Annotated in this window: 13 protein-coding genes and 1 pseudogene; 6 read left to right on the top strand and 8 right to left on the bottom strand. The window is 61.3% G+C overall.

Annotated features, from left to right (window positions below):
• Nucleotides 1-92: 92 nt before the first annotated feature.
• Nucleotides 93-1,616 (bottom strand): fumarate hydratase, encoded by a 1,524-nt coding sequence (locus G7009_RS11630; RefSeq protein ID WP_181130224.1) that lies wholly within the window; start codon nucleotides 1,614-1,616, stop codon nucleotides 93-95.
• A 266-nt stretch (nucleotides 1,617-1,882) separates the two neighbouring features.
• On the opposite strand from G7009_RS11630, the gene G7009_RS11625 reads away from it, so the two are divergent.
• Nucleotides 1,883-2,821: an iron-sulfur-binding ferredoxin reductase gene (locus tag G7009_RS11625; protein ID WP_181130223.1), complete on the top strand. Its 939-nt coding sequence runs from the start codon at nucleotides 1,883-1,885 to the stop codon at nucleotides 2,819-2,821.
• 672 nt (nucleotides 2,822-3,493) lie between these two features.
• Here G7009_RS11625 and pyk read toward each other — a convergent pair.
• On the bottom strand, nucleotides 3,494-4,945 hold the full coding sequence (pyk, locus tag G7009_RS11620) for a pyruvate kinase (protein WP_181130222.1): 1,452 nt from the start codon (nucleotides 4,943-4,945) through the stop codon (nucleotides 3,494-3,496).
• A gap of 181 nt (nucleotides 4,946-5,126) precedes the next feature.
• Between pyk and G7009_RS11615 the strand changes: the two genes are divergently transcribed.
• From G7009_RS11615 to sbcB, 3 genes are all read left to right on the top strand, one after another.
• A complete protein-coding gene (locus G7009_RS11615; protein WP_181130221.1) occupies nucleotides 5,127-5,513 on the top strand; it encodes a tetratricopeptide repeat protein in 387 nt (128 codons plus the stop codon).
• Nucleotides 5,514-5,637: 124 nt separating this feature from the next.
• Nucleotides 5,638-5,997, top strand: a complete 360-nt coding sequence (locus G7009_RS11610; protein WP_181130220.1) for a PilZ domain-containing protein — start codon at nucleotides 5,638-5,640, stop codon at nucleotides 5,995-5,997.
• A gap of 60 nt (nucleotides 5,998-6,057) precedes the next feature.
• Nucleotides 6,058-7,494, top strand: coding sequence for an exodeoxyribonuclease I (gene sbcB / locus G7009_RS11605; RefSeq protein WP_181130219.1), 1,437 nt, complete (start codon nucleotides 6,058-6,060; stop codon nucleotides 7,492-7,494).
• A gap of 60 nt (nucleotides 7,495-7,554) precedes the next feature.
• On the opposite strand, the gene mvaT is transcribed toward sbcB, so the two are convergent.
• Nucleotides 7,555-7,932, bottom strand: coding sequence for a histone-like nucleoid-structuring protein MvaT (mvaT, locus tag G7009_RS11600; RefSeq protein ID WP_181130218.1), 378 nt, complete (start codon nucleotides 7,930-7,932; stop codon nucleotides 7,555-7,557).
• A 295-nt stretch (nucleotides 7,933-8,227) separates the two neighbouring features.
• Here mvaT and purU point away from each other — a divergent pair, with 295 nt between their 5' ends.
• Complete coding sequence (purU, locus tag G7009_RS11595; protein WP_181130217.1) at nucleotides 8,228-9,079, top strand: formyltetrahydrofolate deformylase; 852 nt, start codon at nucleotides 8,228-8,230, stop codon at nucleotides 9,077-9,079.
• Between the two features lie 157 nt (nucleotides 9,080-9,236).
• On the opposite strand, the gene G7009_RS11590 is transcribed toward purU, so the two are convergent.
• From G7009_RS11590 to G7009_RS28210, 5 genes and pseudogenes are all read right to left on the bottom strand, one after another.
• On the bottom strand, nucleotides 9,237-10,241 hold the full coding sequence (locus tag G7009_RS11590; protein ID WP_181130216.1) for a lysylphosphatidylglycerol synthase transmembrane domain-containing protein: 1,005 nt from the start codon (nucleotides 10,239-10,241) through the stop codon (nucleotides 9,237-9,239).
• Nucleotides 10,238-11,002 carry a DUF2334 domain-containing protein gene (locus tag G7009_RS11585; RefSeq protein WP_181130215.1) on the bottom strand — a complete coding sequence of 255 codons (765 nt, stop codon included), beginning with the start codon at nucleotides 11,000-11,002 and terminating at the stop codon, nucleotides 10,238-10,240. Before G7009_RS11585 ends, G7009_RS11590 begins: the two co-directional genes overlap by 4 nt.
• Nucleotides 10,995-12,116, bottom strand: coding sequence for a glycosyltransferase family 4 protein (locus G7009_RS11580; RefSeq protein ID WP_181130409.1), 1,122 nt, complete (start codon nucleotides 12,114-12,116; stop codon nucleotides 10,995-10,997). Before G7009_RS11580 ends, G7009_RS11585 begins: the two co-directional genes overlap by 8 nt.
• Before the next feature lie 195 nt (nucleotides 12,117-12,311).
• Nucleotides 12,312-13,076 carry a methyl-accepting chemotaxis protein gene (locus G7009_RS28215; protein WP_375139553.1) on the bottom strand — a complete coding sequence of 255 codons (765 nt, stop codon included), beginning with the start codon at nucleotides 13,074-13,076 and terminating at the stop codon, nucleotides 12,312-12,314.
• 93 nt (nucleotides 13,077-13,169) lie between these two features.
• Nucleotides 13,170-14,186 (bottom strand): annotated as a pseudogene (locus G7009_RS28210) (HAMP domain-containing protein); the annotation flags it as partial.
• A gap of 161 nt (nucleotides 14,187-14,347) precedes the next feature.
• On the opposite strand from G7009_RS28210, the gene G7009_RS11570 reads away from it, so the two are divergent.
• Complete coding sequence (locus tag G7009_RS11570) at nucleotides 14,348-15,820, top strand: helicase HerA-like domain-containing protein (protein WP_181130213.1); 1,473 nt, start codon at nucleotides 14,348-14,350, stop codon at nucleotides 15,818-15,820.
• The last annotated feature ends 164 nt before the right edge of the window (nucleotides 15,821-15,984 follow it).

Genomic DNA, 15,984 nt, shown 5'->3' with positions numbered 1-15,984 from the left:
GACATGACAATCCGAACGCCAAGCTGCCCGGCAATCCGTACAGCGCAAAAAAAACCGCTCGAATGAGCGGTTTCTTCGTTGCGGGCTTGGCGTTACTTCACTTCGACCGCAAGGCTCTCGGCGATCTTGCCCTGCCACAGCGCGGGACCGGTGATGTGCACGGACTCGCCCTGGCTGTCGACGGCCACGGTCACAGGCATGTCCTTGACCTCGAACTCGTAGATCGCTTCCATGCCCAGCTCGGCGAAGGCCAAGACCCTGGACTTGCGAATCGCCTGGGCTACCAGGTAAGCCGCGCCGCCCACGGCCATCAGGTACACGGCCTTGTTGTCCCGGATCGCATCGATGGCGGTCGGACCACGCTCGGACTTGCCGATCATCCCCAGAAGCCCGGTCTGCTCGAGGATCTGACGAGTGAACTTGTCCATCCGCGTGGCGGTGGTCGGGCCAGCAGGACCTACCACTTCGTCACCGACCGGATCGACCGGGCCGACGTAGTAGATGAACCGACCCTTGAGGTCCACCGGCAGCTCTTCGCCACGGTTGAGCATCTCGACCATGCGCTTGTGCGCGGCATCGCGGCCGGTCAGCATCTTGCCATTGAGCAGGATGGTCTCGCCCGGCTTCCAGCTCGCCACTTCTTCAGGCGTGATGCTGTCCAGGTCGACACGGCGAGCGCTCGGGCCCGCTTCCCAGACGATCTCGGGATAAGCGTCCAGCGAAGGCGCTTCCAGTTCGGCAGGGCCCGAACCGTCGAGCACGAAGTGAGCGTGACGGGTAGCGGCGCAGTTAGGGATCATGCACACCGGCAGCGATGCGGCGTGGGTCGGGTAGTCCATGATCTTGACATCGAGCACGGTGGTCAGGCCGCCCAGGCCCTGGGCACCGATACCCAGCTGGTTGACCTTCTCGAACAGCTCCAGGCGCATTTCTTCGAGACGGTTCTGCGGGCCACGGGCCTTCAGCTCATGGATGTCGATGGATTCCATCAGGACCTCCTTGGCCATTACCGCGGCCTTCTCGGCGGTGCCGCCGATACCGATGCCGAGCATGCCAGGCGGGCACCAGCCGGCACCCATGGTCGGGACGGTCTTGAGCACCCAGTCGACGATCGAGTCGGATGGGTTGAGCATGGCCATCTTCGACTTGTTCTCGGAGCCACCGCCCTTGGCCGCGACGTCCACTTCGAGCTTGTCGCCAGGAACGAGCGAGTAGTGGATGACCGCCGGGGTATTGTCCTTGGTGTTCTTGCGAGCACCGGCCGGGTCGGCCAGGATCGAGGCCCGCAGGACGTTTTCCGGCAGGTTGTAGGCGCGACGAACGCCTTCGTTGATCATGTCGTCGACGCTCATGGTGGCGCCGTCCCAGCGAACGTCCATGCCGACGCGCACGAACACGGTGACGATACCGGTGTCCTGGCAGATCGGGCGGTGGCCGGTGGCACACATCCGCGAGTTGATCAGGATCTGGGCGATGGAGTCACGCGCGGCGGGGGACTCTTCACGCAGATAGGCCTCGTGCATGGCCTGGATGAAATCGACGGGGTGGTAGTACGAGATGAATTGCAAGGCGTCGGCGACGCTCTGAATCAGGTCGTCTTGCTTGATCACGGTCATGCAGCGCGCTCCTCTTAAAGACGGGAACATTCATAAAGGCCTTCCGACGGCGCCGACCAGCGTGTCGAAATGCCTTGCAAGGCGCGCCGGAAAGCAGAGCCCGACGCAAAAAGGCGCGGCAGTATAGCGCGCATCCCGGACGGGTACACCTGCGCGTGGCCTGGACGATGGTCGGCAGTGGTCGGGCACCTTTTTTGCGTCTGCCGCTGGTTCGCCGCGGGCTTGAGCCCTAGAGTGGCGGTGTCGATGCCAAAAGAAGACCAACGATGCCTGAACTTTGCGTAGGCGCGCGCTGCTGGACGGTACCCATGGGCAGCAATCTGCTCGATGCCTTGAATGAAGCAGGGGTCGACGTGCCCTACAGCTGCCGGGCCGGGAGTTGCCATGCTTGCCTGGTGCGGTGCCTGGATGGCATGCCGGATGATACCCGGCCCCAAGCGCTGGCTTCGGACAAGCGCGAGCAGGGTTGGCGGCTGGCCTGTCAGTGCCGTGTGGCGCAGGACTTGCGGGTTGCGGTGTACGATCCGTTGGGCGATGGCCTGGCGGCTCGTGTATGCACGCTGGAATGGCTGGGCGGCGAAGTCTTGCGCTTGGGTTTACGGCTAGAGCGTCCTCTGCGTTATCGGGCGGGGCAGCATGTAGTGCTGTGGAATGGCTCGGTGGCGCGGCCGTACTCGCTGGCCAGCGTGCCAGGGGAAGACGAAGTACTTGAATTCCATGTGGATTGTCGGCGACCCGGTGCTTTCCGTGCGGGGGCCAGGGCGTTGCGTCTGGGCGATACGCTGCAGGTGGGGGAGTTGCGTGGAGGCGCCTTGCACTACGATCCGGATTGGCAGCAGCGGCCACTCTGGTTGTTGGCGTCAGGCACAGGGTTGGCGCCGCTGTGGGGCATCTTGCGGGAGGCCTTGCAGCAAGGGCATCAAGGGGCAATCAAGGTGGTGCATGTGGCTCATGGTGAGGGGGGGCATTACCTGGCAGAGCCTTTGCGGTGTCTGATGGAAATGCATCAGGGGCTTGATCTGGAATTAGTGACGGTTGATGAGTGGCCGCGGGTGTTGCCTGAGCTCCGGTTGGCGTCGCGGCAGACGGTGGTGTTGTCCTGTGGTGGGATGCAGTTTGTCGAGGAAGTGGCGCGGCGGCTGTTTATTGCTGGGTTGCCTCGTAGTCAGATATATAGCGATATATTCATCGAAAAAGCTTTTTGACTAGCGCGGAGTTGGAAAATAAAGAACCGTCTGGTTCCCGGGTCGTTCTGATGTCGTTGTCGTTGTCGTTGTCGTTGTCGTTGTCGTTGTCGTTGATCTTGATCCTGCGTGCTGCCACGCACCGTCGATGGGGCACTTATATAGAGTGAATATCCATTGGCGATAGTGGCTCATACTCACCTTTCCGCCCTTACGGCGGGTCACTTTTTTCCAGGCGATGAAAAAAGTAACCAAAAAAATCTGCCCCACCATGGGCCCTCCGCTGCGCTACGGGTTCCCTCACTCCGGTATCACTCCGGGGGCTCCGCCGACTACGGGCTAAAGCCCTCCGTACGGCGCTCCGGCTTCGCCAGAGGGGCTGCGCCCAGCCCCCTCCATGACACCTCCGTTCGGCCTGCTGGAATGGGGCGGTAGATCAAGATCAACAGCAAGATCAACAGCAAGATCAAGAGCAAGAGCAAGAGCAAGAGCAAGAGCAAGAGCAAGAGCAAGAGCAAGAGCAAGAGCAAGAGCAAGAGCAAGAGCAACGGCAAAGCCAAGACAGTCGCCATGATCGAGACGCTGTGGGAGATCCGATTAGGAGAATAGGGGGAGGGAAGGAAGGAGTCGCTCGGTATCGAACCCCAGCAGGAGCAATGAAACATCACTCCCGCCAAGGCTCTTCTATTTCAATCAGACCAGCGGATCACCGACATGAAGAATCTTCATGCCATTGGTACCGCCAATGGTGTGGTAGCTGTCACCCTTGGTCAAAATCACCCAATCTCCTTGCTTCACCAGCCCACGCTGAAGAAGCTGATCCACCGCCGCCTCGCTGACCTTCTCCGGCGGCAACGCTGCCGGATCGAAAGCGATCGGATAGACCCCGCGGAACAACGATGCCCGCGCCTGAGTCGCACGATGCGGAGACATCGCATAGATCGGCACATGCGACCGCAACCGCGACATGATCAACGGGGTATAGCCACTCTCGGTAAGCGCGATGATCGCCTTGACGCCGGGGAAATGGTTCGCCGTGTACATGGCCGCCAACGCGATGCTCTCGTCACAACGCTCGAACGTGGTGTACAGGCGATGACTGGACTTCTGGTTGGTCGGATGCTTCTCGGCACCCTGGCAGATACGTGCCATCGCCTGAACCGCTTCGATCGGATAGCTGCCGGCGGCGCTTTCGGCCGAAAGCATGACCGCGTCGGTGTTGTCGAGCACGGCGTTGGCCACGTCGGACACTTCGGCACGGGTCGGCATCGGGTTCTGGATCATCGACTCCATCATCTGGGTCGCCACGATCACCGCCTTGTTGTTGCGGCGGGCGTGCTGGATGATCTTCTTCTGGATGGCGATCAGCTCGGCATCGCCGATTTCCACGCCCAGGTCGCCACGGGCCACCATGACGGCGTCGGACGCAGCGATCAGACCGTCGAGGGTTTCGTCGTCGGCCACGGCCTCGGCGCGTTCGATCTTGGCCACCAGCCAGGCAGTGCCACCAGACTCGTCACGCAAGCGACGGGCATATTCCATGTCGCTGGCGTCACGCGGGAACGAAACGGCCAGGTAGTCCAGGTCCATCTCCGCGGCCAGCTTGATGTCGGCCTTGTCCTTCTCGGTCAGGGCCGGTGCGGTCAGGCCGCCTCCGCGACGGTTGATGCCCTTGTGGTCCGACAGCGGGCCGCCGATCAACACCACGCAGTGCAACGCGTCCGCGGTGGCGGTTTCGACGCGCATGACCACGCGGCCATCATCGAGCAGCAACTCGTCGCCGACGCCGCAGTCCTTGACCAGGTCCGGATAGTCGATGCCGACGATTTCCTGGTTGCCTTCGGTCAGCGGGTGGGCAGTGGAGAAGGTGAAGTGATCACCGATCTTCAATTCGATGCGCTTGTTGCTGAACTTGGCGATGCGGATCTTCGGACCCTGCAGGTCGCCCAGCAGCGCGACATGGCGGCCGTTCTTGGCGGCGATGTCACGGATCAGACGGGCGCGGGCCTTGTGCTCGTCCGGGGTGCCATGGGAGAAGTTCAGGCGTGCCACGTCCAGGCCGGCAAGGATCAGCTGTTCGATCACTTCTGGCGAATTGCTGGCGGGGCCGAGGGTGGCAACGATTTTGGTACGACGGATAGTCATGCACAGACTCCTATAGTGAAGCGCAGCGAAAGGCTACTCCTGAATCTGGCTGTAGTCATTGTTCGGTTGCACTACCTTGCCTGCGGGCAGGGGGGCACATGAACGGCCATGACAGGCTCGCATTCGTCTGTGAAGATTTGCCAGGCGCTGCCGATACAGTCCCCAGTACAGGAGATTCCTCATGCGAGCCTTGATCGTTCTAGCCGTGGCCGCCAGTGTCGTCGGCTGCACCCGCTGGTCCATGGACCATCACTTGAACAATGCCTACCGCGCCTATGATCGCGGCGACTGCCAACGCGTGATGCTGGAGCTTTCGCAAGTCGATCGCACCAGCCGCACGCGCCCGTTCATCCATCCGGAAGTCTCGTTGCTGCGCGGGCAATGCCTGGAGCGGCAGAAGCTCTACGTCGATGCTGCGCAGACCTATCGGTACCTGATCGATCATTATCCACGAAACGAATATGCCTTCCGCGCCAAGGCCCGTCTGCAGACCCTGGAACAGCTCGGTCACTATCGCGCGGGAGAGCCCGCCGTTGTCCGACCAGCGCCAGCTACGCTTTGGCGTTAATACCAAGGTTTGAAGGGAATGGACAATATGACGGACGGTCTGGTCTAGGCTGTTAATTGAATGTAACGATCCATGCCAGCACCTTGTCTATCGAGTATTACAGTAGGAACCTGCGATCGCGATCATGTTTATCGAACGCCAAATAGAACGTCACCAGTTTCCTCTCGTCCTGGCCGTGTACAACCGCATCACGGACCAGATGATCGGCTACCTGGGCAATGTCTCGGAAGCAGGATTGATGCTGATCAGCGAGCTGCCAGTGTTGGTCGGGCCGGACTTCGAACTGCAGTTGCGGGTGCCGCTGGCGGGGGGTGGCTGGCAGTTCATCAACCTGACGGCCAGCTGTCTGTGGTGCCGTGAAGACCAGACGCCTGGCCATTATGATTCCGGGTTCATGTTGCTGCAGGCGCCGCAGGAATATGACGACTTCGTCCGTTCCCTGCGGGATTTCTTTACATTTCGCCCCCTGAACGCATCTGCCTGAGGCTGGCTCCGGAGCACGAGTCGCCCTAGACTCTGGTCGACCTTGTTACAGGAAGACCCCGTGAGCTCCAGCATCTTCTGGCACGACTACGAAACCACCGGCATCAACCCACGCTGCGATCGACCCCTGCAGGTAGCGGGAGTCCGTACCGATCTTGAATTGAATGAGATCGAGGCGCCCATCAGTCTCTACTGCCATCCCTCCGACGATATCCTGCCGCACCCGGCGGCGTGCCTGGTGACCGGTATCACCCCCGAACAGTTGGCCAGCCAGGGCCTGAGCGAAGCCGAGTTCATGACTCGGATCCACGCGCAGCTGTCTCGTCCAGGCACCTGCGGCGCGGGCTACAACACCTTGCGGTTCGATGACGAAGTTACCCGCTACAGTCTCTACCGCAACTTCTTCGATCCCTATGGCCGTGAGTGGCAAGGCGGCAATAGCCGCTGGGACCTGATAGACATCGTACGCACCGCCTATGCCTTGCGCCCGGATGGGATCGTCTGGCCACGCCAGGATGGACGCACCAGCTTGCGCCTCGAGCTGCTCAGCAAGGCCAATGGCATCGATCATGGTCACGCTCATGAGGCGTTATCCGATGTGCGGGCAACCATCGCTCTGGCGCGATTGATCCGCGACCGGCAGCCCAGATTGTATGACTGGTTGTTTCAACTGCGTAGCAAACATAAGGTAATGGAACAGGTACGGCTGTTGGAGCCGCGGATACATGTTTCCGGACGTTTCTCAGCCGAGCGCAGTTATTTGGGTGTTGTGTTGCCACTTGGGTGGCATCCGCGTAATCGCAATGCGCTTATTGTCTGTGACTTGCACCTCGATCACATGCCGCTGTTGCAGGAAAGTGCTGACGAGTTACGTAGGCGTTTGTACACCCGGCGCGAGGGCTTGGCTATCGGCCAATTACCCGTTCCGTTGAAGTTGGTTCACGTCAACCGTTGTCCGGTATTGGCACCCCTGTCGGTATTGCGTCCCGAAGATCAACAGCGACTGCAGTTGGACATGTCCCTTTATCAAACCCGCGCGGAACAACTGGCCAACCAGCAGGCACGCTGGCAGGAAAAGCTCGCGGTGATTTACAGCGGCGATGAATTTTCGCCCAGCGAAGATCCGGAACAGCAGCTATACGATGGTTTCCTGGGTGACCGTGATCGGCGCTTGAGCGAACAAGTTCGCAATGCCGAACCTCATCAACTGGGCAAGGGGCATTGGATGTTCGATGATCCGCGATTGAGCGAGTTATTGTTTCGCTACCGCGCGCGAAACTTCCCGGACACCTTGAGCGCAGAAGAACGGCAGCGGTGGTGGCAATTCTGCCAGGAGCGGCTATGCGACCCGCAGCGAGGCGCTCCCAATACCCTGGGCGACTTCGATAAAGCCTGGCACATAGCCTGGAGCGGGGCGGACGAAGCCCAGCGTCGCGTATTGCTGGCTTGGCAAGAGCATGTCCGTGAATTGAAACACCGGTTGCAGTTGCCGGAATGAAAACAAGAAACGCCAGCAAGCTGGCGTTTCTTTCTCGTCGCGGGAACGACCGGCGGAAGATCAACCCAGCAAAGTTGCCCAACCTTCGACTTCGTCACCACCCCACTTGGCTTTCCACTCTTTCAGTGTTTTGTGATTGCCACCTTTGGTTTCGATCACTTCACCGTTGTGTGGGTTCTTGTATTGCTTGACCTTGCGAGCACGCTTGGTGCCAGTGGTCTTGACCGCGCCACGTGGGGCCTTGCTCAGTTTGGCATCCGGGTCGAGCAGGGCGATCACGTCACGCAGCGACTTGGAATATTCGCCCATCAGTGCGCGCAGTTTGCCTTCGAACTCCAGCTCTTTCTTCAGCTTGTCGTCTTGCGACAGATTGGCCAGACGGGCCTGAAGTTCTTTGATGGCTTCTTCGGTAGCGCGGTATTCGTTGATCAGGGACATGAGACGATCCTTAATGCATGTTCAGAGAGACAGTGGGGCAATAATAGACACGCGGTACTCGCAAGTAAACAATTAAAAAAGCCATGACTCGCGGGCCGGAGTGTTTTCAACGGAATGTTCAGGTTAAGAAAAATTTACATAGTGCTTGGGATTTATCATCTTTGACACCACTGCCTTGTACCTCACAGGGTTTTACCTCGTGACACGGGGTCTGCCGAAGCGTCGCGATGATTACTGCAGTTTTTCTGGGTAGTCGCTAGAATACGCGCCTTTGTGAAGTTCTGGAGTTTCATCCATGCACACCTACCGTTTGGTAATTGCGTGCCCCGACCGCGTAGGCATCGTGGCCAAAGTCAGTAATTTCCTCGCCTCCTACGACGGCTGGATCAACGAGGCCAGCCATCATTCCGATGAGCAGAGTGGCTGGTTCTTCATGCGCCATGAAGTGCGCGCCGAGTCGCTGCCGTTCGGCATCGAAGCCTTCCGCGAGGCCTTCGCCCCGATAGCCGAAGAGTTCTCCATGTCCTGGCAGATCACCGACACCGCGCAGAAAAAGCGCGTGGTCCTGATGGCCAGCCGCGAGTCCCATTGCCTGGCCGATCTGTTGCACCGTTGGCACACCAAGGAACTGGACTGCGAGATTCCATGCGTGATTTCCAACCATGACGATCTGCGCAGCATGGTCGAATGGCACGGCATTCCATTCTTCCATGTACCGGTCGATCCGAAGGACAAGCAGCCGGCCTTCGCCGAAGTGTCGCGTCTGGTCGGCGAACATGCCGCCGACGTGGTGGTGCTTGCCCGCTACATGCAAATCCTGCCCCCCCAGCTGTGCGAGGCCTATGCCCAGCGAGTGATCAATATCCACCACAGCTTCCTGCCTTCGTTCGTCGGTGCCAAGCCTTACCACCAGGCAGCCTTGCGCGGGGTGAAATTGATCGGTGCGACCTGCCACTACGTGACCGAAGAGCTCGATGCCGGTCCGATCATCGAGCAGGACGTGGTCCGCGTCAGCCATGCCGATACCATCGAAGACATGGTCCGTTTCGGCCGCGACGTCGAGAAGATGGTCCTGGCGCGTGGCTTGCGCTATCACCTTGAAGACCGGGTGTTGGTACACGGCAACAAGACCGTCGTGTTCGACTGACCCTTGGAGGCGCTTGTGGCCGATCCCAGAGACAAGGCCGCGGCCAAGGCGCCGCCTACCCTGGGCGGAGGGTGCCTGGCGCGTTATGACCTGCAGGACGTAAATAATGATGAGGTCGGCACCGAGTTTCCCGGTGCCGCCGAACTCTGGCGTCAGCTCAACCCGCCTGGCGCCCCGTCTGGCGACGCCAGCGTTCCAGCAAGGGACGCGCCAACAGGCAGACAAACACCGGCCCACCGGCTAGCAGATAGAAGTAGTAAGTGACCGCGCGCCAGATCAGGATCGCCGCGGCTGCCGTCGAGCTGCCAACGAATGGCGTCAGCAAGGTAGCGGACGTCAGTTCGGCGGCACCCGCGCCACCGGGAAGCAGGCTGAACTGACCAGCGCTCAAGGCAAGCATCTGCACCAGAAAGCTCGGGATCCATGACAGCTCTACGCCCAGGCCGCGTAGGACCAGGTACAGCACGCTGTAGCGCAGGGTCCAGTGCAGGCAGGTCAGGGTGAAGACCAAGGCCAGGATACGCTTGGGCAGGCGCCAGGTTTCGCCCAACGCATGGATGAAATGCAAAAGCTTGCGGGCCCAGCGTCTGCGACGCCGTTCCGACATACCGAAGCGACGCAGCAGCCTGCCATTGAAGCGCATCACGGTGCGTCGGTAGCGCAGCAATACGATAATGCCCGCCAAGGCGCCGCACAACAGCAGGGCACTGCCCATGAGCATCGCCTCCTGGCTTCGTCCGAGGCTATGGAACAGGGCGTAGCCGGCAATGGCGAGCATGGCGCAGAAGAAAAACACCAGATCGTTGAGCTGATCCATGGCAAATACCGCGCCGCTGCGGGCCGGACTGACGCGTTCTCGCGCCAGCAGGGCCATCAGCGCCAACGGGCCACCGCTGCCGCCAGGCGTGGTGCAGATGGCGAACTCGGTGGCCATCATCACCCCCAGACTCCTGAGCCGTCCGATTCGGGCGCCATGTTGGCCCAGCAGCAAGCGCAGGCGAATGGAATTGATGATCCAGCACAGCATGATCATCGACAGCAGGACCATCATCAGTCCGGGTGGAAATGTCCTCAGCCTTGGCAGCAGTTCGCTACCGCCGAGCAGGGCCGGGACCAGCACGGCAAACACCAGTGCCAGCGCCAGCCAGCCAAGACGGGTCATGCTGCGGTCCTGCTGTCCAGCCAGGCGGACTTGGTCAGCGGCGTGCGACCCTGCTCCAGGAGCGTTTGCAAGGTGCGCAGCCAATATTCGCGCGAGGCTTGATGGCGCATGTCCACCGGGTGCAGGCCCAGGCGCAGGGTGTCGGCCTCTCGTGCCCGTTGGCGCTGCCATTCGCAGACTACCCGGGAAAGCCCGCGACGCCAGGCGCTACGCGCGCTGAAGACCAATCCGGGAGCGTCGATCGGCGTGAAGTCCGGCAAGCGGTACAGGTGCTGCGGGGTGCTGGTGTAGCGCAGAGGCAGGCTGCGCAGCGCCTGACGCGTGCCTTCGCTCATCAGCCATGCGGGCGCGACGAAGCCCGCCAGGGGCCAACCCTGACGATCGAACAGGCGCATTCCGGCCTGCAGGCGGTCCAGAGCCTGTGCCTCGTCGAGGGTGTAGAACTCGCCTTCATGGGTGTAGATGCGGCGCATGAAAAAATCGGTTGGACTGTTCGGTGGCGGGCCTTCGTCGGCGTGGTAGTAGCCATGCAAGGCCAGTTCGTCGCCCCGGCTAAGCCGATGTTCGAGCAGTCGGCAGAACGTCGGCGAGTGAGTGAGCGCATTGCGGCGATGGAAGTCCGGGACCACCAGCCAGGTCATGGGCACGTTGCCCAGGGCGTCCACGGCTTCGACGAAAGGCTGGTAGTCGGGCCAGGTTTCCGGGGCGACATCGTGCAGCACCAGCATCACGCTGGGCGTCGTGGTGGCTGCTTCAACCATGAGCAAACGCCTGTGGCTGGTGGCCGAGTACGGCCTCGTAATGGTCGAGCAGGCCATTGACCACGCTGTCCCACGCATAGTGCTGTTCGACGTGACGCAGGGCCTGGGCACCCAGCTTGCGCACGCCTGCCTCGAACACCTCACGCACCGCAGCGGCCATGGCCTGGCCATCGTTTGGCGCGCACAGGCGGCCACATTGCTCGTTGACGATTTCGCTGAAGGCACCCGCTCTCACCGCGACCACTGGCGTGGCGCTGGCCATCGCTTCAAGGATGACCAGGCCGAAAGTCTCCTGATCGCCGGCATGCACCAGAAGGTCGGCGCTGGCAAACAGGCGAGCCACCTCGGGCGCCGGGCAGAAGCGATCGATCACGCTGACATTGTCGGGGACAGCGCTCGGCATGTTCGAGCCGACCAGCAGCAAGTGATAATGTTTGCCCAGGTGGCGCATGCATTCGAGCAGCACCGGCAGGTTCTTTTCCCGCGATCCGCGACCGCCGAAGACCAGCAGGCGGGTGGTGTCGGGGATGCCCAGCTCGGCCCGCAGGTTGGGGTCGCGACGAGCAGGGTTGAAAGTGTTCAGGTCGACGCCCAGAGGCTGAACATGCACCTCCTTGACGCCCAGTCGACGCAACTTGTCGGCCATCACCTGGCTAGGCGCCAGGACCCGGTCGAAATTGCTGTAGAGCTTGCTGACATAGGCCTCGACGTTGGGCGTGAACCAGTTGCCCATGCGGTTGCTGACCAGCAACGGCAAGTCCGAATGGTAGAAACCGATGACCGGCACATCCAGCTTGCGCCGTGCCGCGAGAGCCGCCCAGGCGGTCAGGTAGGGATCGCCGACTTCGATCAGATCCGGCTGCAGGCGCCGCAATACATTGCACCAGGGCGCGAGGCGAACGGGGAAGCGGTAGCCGTTGCTGAAGGGCAGAGCAGGGGCCGGCACCTGGTAGATGCCATTGGCATCGGTAGCACTGGCCCCGGGGATCAAAAGGCTGTGACGGACGCCAGGCATTGCATCGAGGCGGCGGTGTTTGGCATCAAGATAGGTACGTACGCCGCCACTGGCCGGGGCGTAGAACATGGTGATGTCAGCGATGTGCACGATCAGCATCCCTCCGGGATCGTCTTCTGGGTCTGTCATCCGGTTGTAACGTTCCGGGCATGACGCGCCTAAAGGTTGACCTTGAAGCGGGACGGTTTGTTCGATCAGCGTGCACGGTGGGGCGAAGAGGGGTCGGGCATCCGGAACCGAGTGCCCTGCGCGGCGGGGCCCGACTGCCTGAACAGCGGGCCCGTGGGGTAGCGGTCAGATCCGGAAACTGCCTACCAGCTGCTTGAGCCGGGTGGCCTGCTGGTCGAGGTCCGAGCAGGCGCGCAAGGTCGCCTGCAGGTTTTCGACGCCTTCCTGGTTGAGCATGTTGATCTCGCTGATGTCCATGTTGATCGAATCGACTACAGCGGTCTGCTCTTCGGTAGCGGTAGCCACCGACTGGTTCATTCCGTCGATCTCGCCGATGCGCTGGGTCACGCTGCCCAGGCGTTCACCGGCCTGGTTGGCGATCTCCACGCTGTCCTGGCTGTGACGCTGGCTCTGGCCCATGGTGTCGACCGATTCACGCGCGCCGACCTGCAGCTCCTCGATCATCGACTGTACCTGCTGCGCCGACTCCTGGGTGCGGTGTGCCAGGTTGCGCACCTCGTCCGCCACGACCGCGAAACCACGCCCGGCTTCGCCGGCGCGGGCAGCCTCGATGGCTGCGTTGAGCGCCAACAGGTTGGTCTGCTGGGAGATGCTGGTGATCACCTCGAGGATCTGGCCGATGTTCACCGTCTTGCTGTTCAGCGTCTCGATGTGCGAGCTGGAGGTGACGATCAGGTCGGACAGACGGGTCATCGCCTGGATGTTGCGATCGACCACCTGCTGGCCTTCCTCGGCGAGCAGGCGAGCGGACGTGGCGTGCTGCGAGGCCTGCGCCGCGTTGTTGGCGATCTCCTGGGCGGCGGCGCCGAGTTCGTTGATCGCGGCGGCAACGCTGTTGGTCCGGTTGGCCTGCTCGTCGGAGTTGGCCATCGACGAGTTGGATGCGCTGATGACCCGCAGGGCGACCTCGTTGACGTGCTCGGTGGCAGAGGATACTTCGCGGATGGAGCCGTGGATGCGCTCGACGAAACGGTTGAAGGCACTGCCAAGAATGCCGAATTCATCGTGGTTGTGGATCTTCAGGCGCTTGGTCAGGTCACCTTCGCCTTGAGCGATGTCCTCCATCGCCCGGGTCATGGTGTGCAACGGTTGCAGCAGGACTCGGATCAGCAGGCCGAGCAGGGCGATGATGATCACCACCGCAACCACCGTGGCGATCACTGCCGAGGTGCGGAAGGTACTGAGCATGGAGAATGCCTTGTCCTTGTCCACCGACAGGCCCAGGTACCAATTGGCCGACGGCAGGCCCTTGATCGGGGTGAACGTCAGCAACCGAGCCTCGCCGTTGCTGTCGACCTCGGTCAGCTTGCTGGTAAGCGTCGGGGTATTCTGGGGATAGACGTCGGACAGCGACTTCATCACCAGGTCCTTGTCCGGATGGACGAGGATCTTGCCTTGGTCATTGACCAGGAAGGCATAGCCCATGCCGCCGAAGTTCAGCGAGTTGATGATCTCCACCAGGCCATCGAGTGCCAGGTCACCGCCGACCACGCCTACCGCGCGCGTGGCATTGCTGAGGATGCCGATCACCATCTTGTTGGTCGTCAGGTCGATGTAGGGTTCGGTCAGGATCGCACCGTTGGCGTTCATCCCGTCCTTGTACCAAGGCCGGATACGCGGATCGTAGCCATCGGGCATCTTCGCGTCAGGCCGCACGGTGAAGCGGCCATCGGTCTGGCCGAGGTAGACGGTGAGGAAACTGGAAATCAGCGCGTTCTGCCCCATCAGGGTGCCGGCGTTGTCAGGATCGAGCGCGATGTTCTGGGCCAGGTTTTCCACCAGTTTGACACGCCCCTCGAACAGGTTGCGGATATTGTTCGAAGTGGACTCGCCCATTTCCGCCAGGTAACTCTCCAGGTCATCGCGAATGGCATTACGCTGGAGGTAGTCGTTGTACAAGGTGAATAGGGTAAAAGCAGCGATCACGATCAGTGAGGCGGCCAAGAGTATCTTGTGGCTGAAACGAAGGCTTTTGTTCATGGCGTATCGGGTCCGTTAAAGGTGTTCCACCGGGTCGTTCGCACAAAGCTCTGGCAGTGCTGTTCCCGTCGTTCCTTCTCGGGTAGGTCCTGTTCGATGAGTGAATATCAAGTCTGCTATCGGCCCTCATGCGGCAAATCTTGAGCGGGAGATGAACAAACATGTCCGATTCTTCACAGATAGTCCTGGGGGTCGATCCTGGCGGCCAGCCCGTCACTCAGGCCATGCGTCTGGCAAACCGCCATGGCCTGGTTGCGGGCGCCACCGGCACCGGTAAGACCGTCACACTGCAGCACTTGGCCGAAGCGTTCAGCGACGCCGGGGTGGCGGTTTTTGCCGCTGATATCAAGGGTGACCTTTGCGGCCTGGGTGCCGCCGGAATGCCGCAGGGCAAGGTGGCAGAGCGCATCGCGGGCATGCCTTGGCTGGCTCATCGGCCGCAGGCCTACCCCGTCACGCTCTGGGATATCGCGGGGCAGTCCGGTCATCCGCTGCGTACCACGCTCAGCGAAATGGGCCCGCTGCTACTCGGCAATCTGTTGGCCCTGACCGATAGCCAGCAGGCGGCGCTCTACGCAGCCTTCAAGGTGGCTGATCGAGAAGGCCTGTTATTGCTCGATCTCAAGGATCTCAAGGCCTTGCTCGGTCATCTCAGGGATGATCCAGGCCTGCTTGGAGAGGACAGCGCCCTGATGACCAGTGCATCGAGCCAGGCCTTGCTGCGGCGTCTGGCCACGCTCGAACAGCAGGGTGCCGAAACCTTGTTCGGCGAGCCGGCCCTGCAACTCGACGACTTGCTGCAACCCGCCGCGGACGGACGCGGGCGCATCCATCTGCTCGACGCCAGTCGACTCGTGCATGAAGCGCCCAAGGTCTATGCAACCTTCCTGCTCTGGCTGCTGGCCGAGCTGTTCGAGCAACTGCCCGAGCGGGGCGATGCAGACAGACCGGTGCTGGCGTTGTTCTTCGATGAGGCGCACCTGTTGTTCAAGGATACCCCGAAAGCCCTGCAGGACCGGCTGGAGCAGGTCGTGCGGCTGATCCGTTCTAAGGGTGTCGGCGTCTACTTCGTGACCCAGTCTCCTAGCGACCTGCCCGATGCGGTGCTGGCGCAGCTTGGTCTGCGTATTCAGCACGGCCTGCGTGCCTTCACCGCCAGGGAGCAGAAATCCCTCAAGGCGGTGGCTGATGGCTTTCGTCCCAATCCTGCGTTCGAAACCCTGGAGGTACTGACCGAGTTGGGCATCGGTGAGGCGTTGGTAGGAACCCTGCAAGAGCAGGGGACGCCAGGGAGGGTGCAACGCGTGTCGATCGCCCCGCCTCAATCGAGAATCGGTCCACTGAGCGCCGTCGAGCGTGATGCGCTGATAGCGTCTTCTCCGTTGCGGGGTCGCTACGACAAACCGGTCGATCGGGAGTCGGCCTATGAGCTGTTGAATGCGCGCAAGGGCGAGGCGATCGAACCGGCACCCGTACCAAGGACGCAGGAGGAAAGCTTTGCCGACAAGGCGGGTGACTTCCTGCAAGGCGCGGCCGGGCAGGCGATCAAGTCAGCGGTCCGCCAGGCGGCGAACCAGTTGGGTCGGCAGTTGGTGCGTGGTTTGATGGGGTCATTATTGGGCAAGCGCCGCTGACCCATGAACGCATGTTATGAACAAGGCGCCCGAAGGCCAATGCCAGTCAGTTAAGCCCCCAATCTGCAATTGAGGCTGCTTCGCACCCTTCGCGGGCAAGCCCGCTCCCACAAGTTGAGCGCTGAATTCAGAAGCTGCGCACTTCTTGTGGGAGCGGGCTTGCC

The organism is Pseudomonas capeferrum (genome assembly GCF_013523055.1).
In the GTDB taxonomy this organism is placed as follows: Bacteria; Pseudomonadota; Gammaproteobacteria; order Pseudomonadales; family Pseudomonadaceae; genus Aquipseudomonas; species Aquipseudomonas capeferrum_A.
The sequence above is the reverse complement of the archived record's forward strand: the minus strand, read 5'-3'. Positions and strand labels throughout refer to the sequence as shown.

Coding starts and splice junctions, on each gene's coding strand:
- pyk (WP_181130222.1), bottom strand. CDS start 4,945: ATGACTATCCGTCGTACCAAAATCGTTGCCACCCTCGGCCCCGCCAGC.
- G7009_RS11585 (WP_181130215.1), bottom strand. CDS start 11,002: ATGGTTGAAGCAGCCACCACGACGCCCAGCGTGATGCTGGTGCTGCAC.
- purU (WP_181130217.1), top strand. CDS start 8,228: ATGCACACCTACCGTTTGGTAATTGCGTGCCCCGACCGCGTAGGCATC.
- G7009_RS11590 (WP_181130216.1), bottom strand. CDS start 10,241: ATGACCCGTCTTGGCTGGCTGGCGCTGGCACTGGTGTTTGCCGTGCTG.
- G7009_RS11625 (WP_181130223.1), top strand. CDS start 1,883: ATGCCTGAACTTTGCGTAGGCGCGCGCTGCTGGACGGTACCCATGGGC.
- G7009_RS11610 (WP_181130220.1), top strand. CDS start 5,638: ATGTTTATCGAACGCCAAATAGAACGTCACCAGTTTCCTCTCGTCCTG.
- G7009_RS11580 (WP_181130409.1), bottom strand. CDS start 12,116: ATGCTGATCGTGCACATCGCTGACATCACCATGTTCTACGCCCCGGCC.
- G7009_RS11630 (WP_181130224.1), bottom strand. CDS start 1,616: ATGACCGTGATCAAGCAAGACGACCTGATTCAGAGCGTCGCCGACGCC.
- mvaT (WP_181130218.1), bottom strand. CDS start 7,932: ATGTCCCTGATCAACGAATACCGCGCTACCGAAGAAGCCATCAAAGAA.
- G7009_RS11570 (WP_181130213.1), top strand. CDS start 14,348: ATGTCCGATTCTTCACAGATAGTCCTGGGGGTCGATCCTGGCGGCCAG.
- G7009_RS28215 (WP_375139553.1), bottom strand. CDS start 13,076: ATGGCCAACTCCGACGAGCAGGCCAACCGGACCAACAGCGTTGCCGCC.
- G7009_RS11615 (WP_181130221.1), top strand. CDS start 5,127: ATGCGAGCCTTGATCGTTCTAGCCGTGGCCGCCAGTGTCGTCGGCTGC.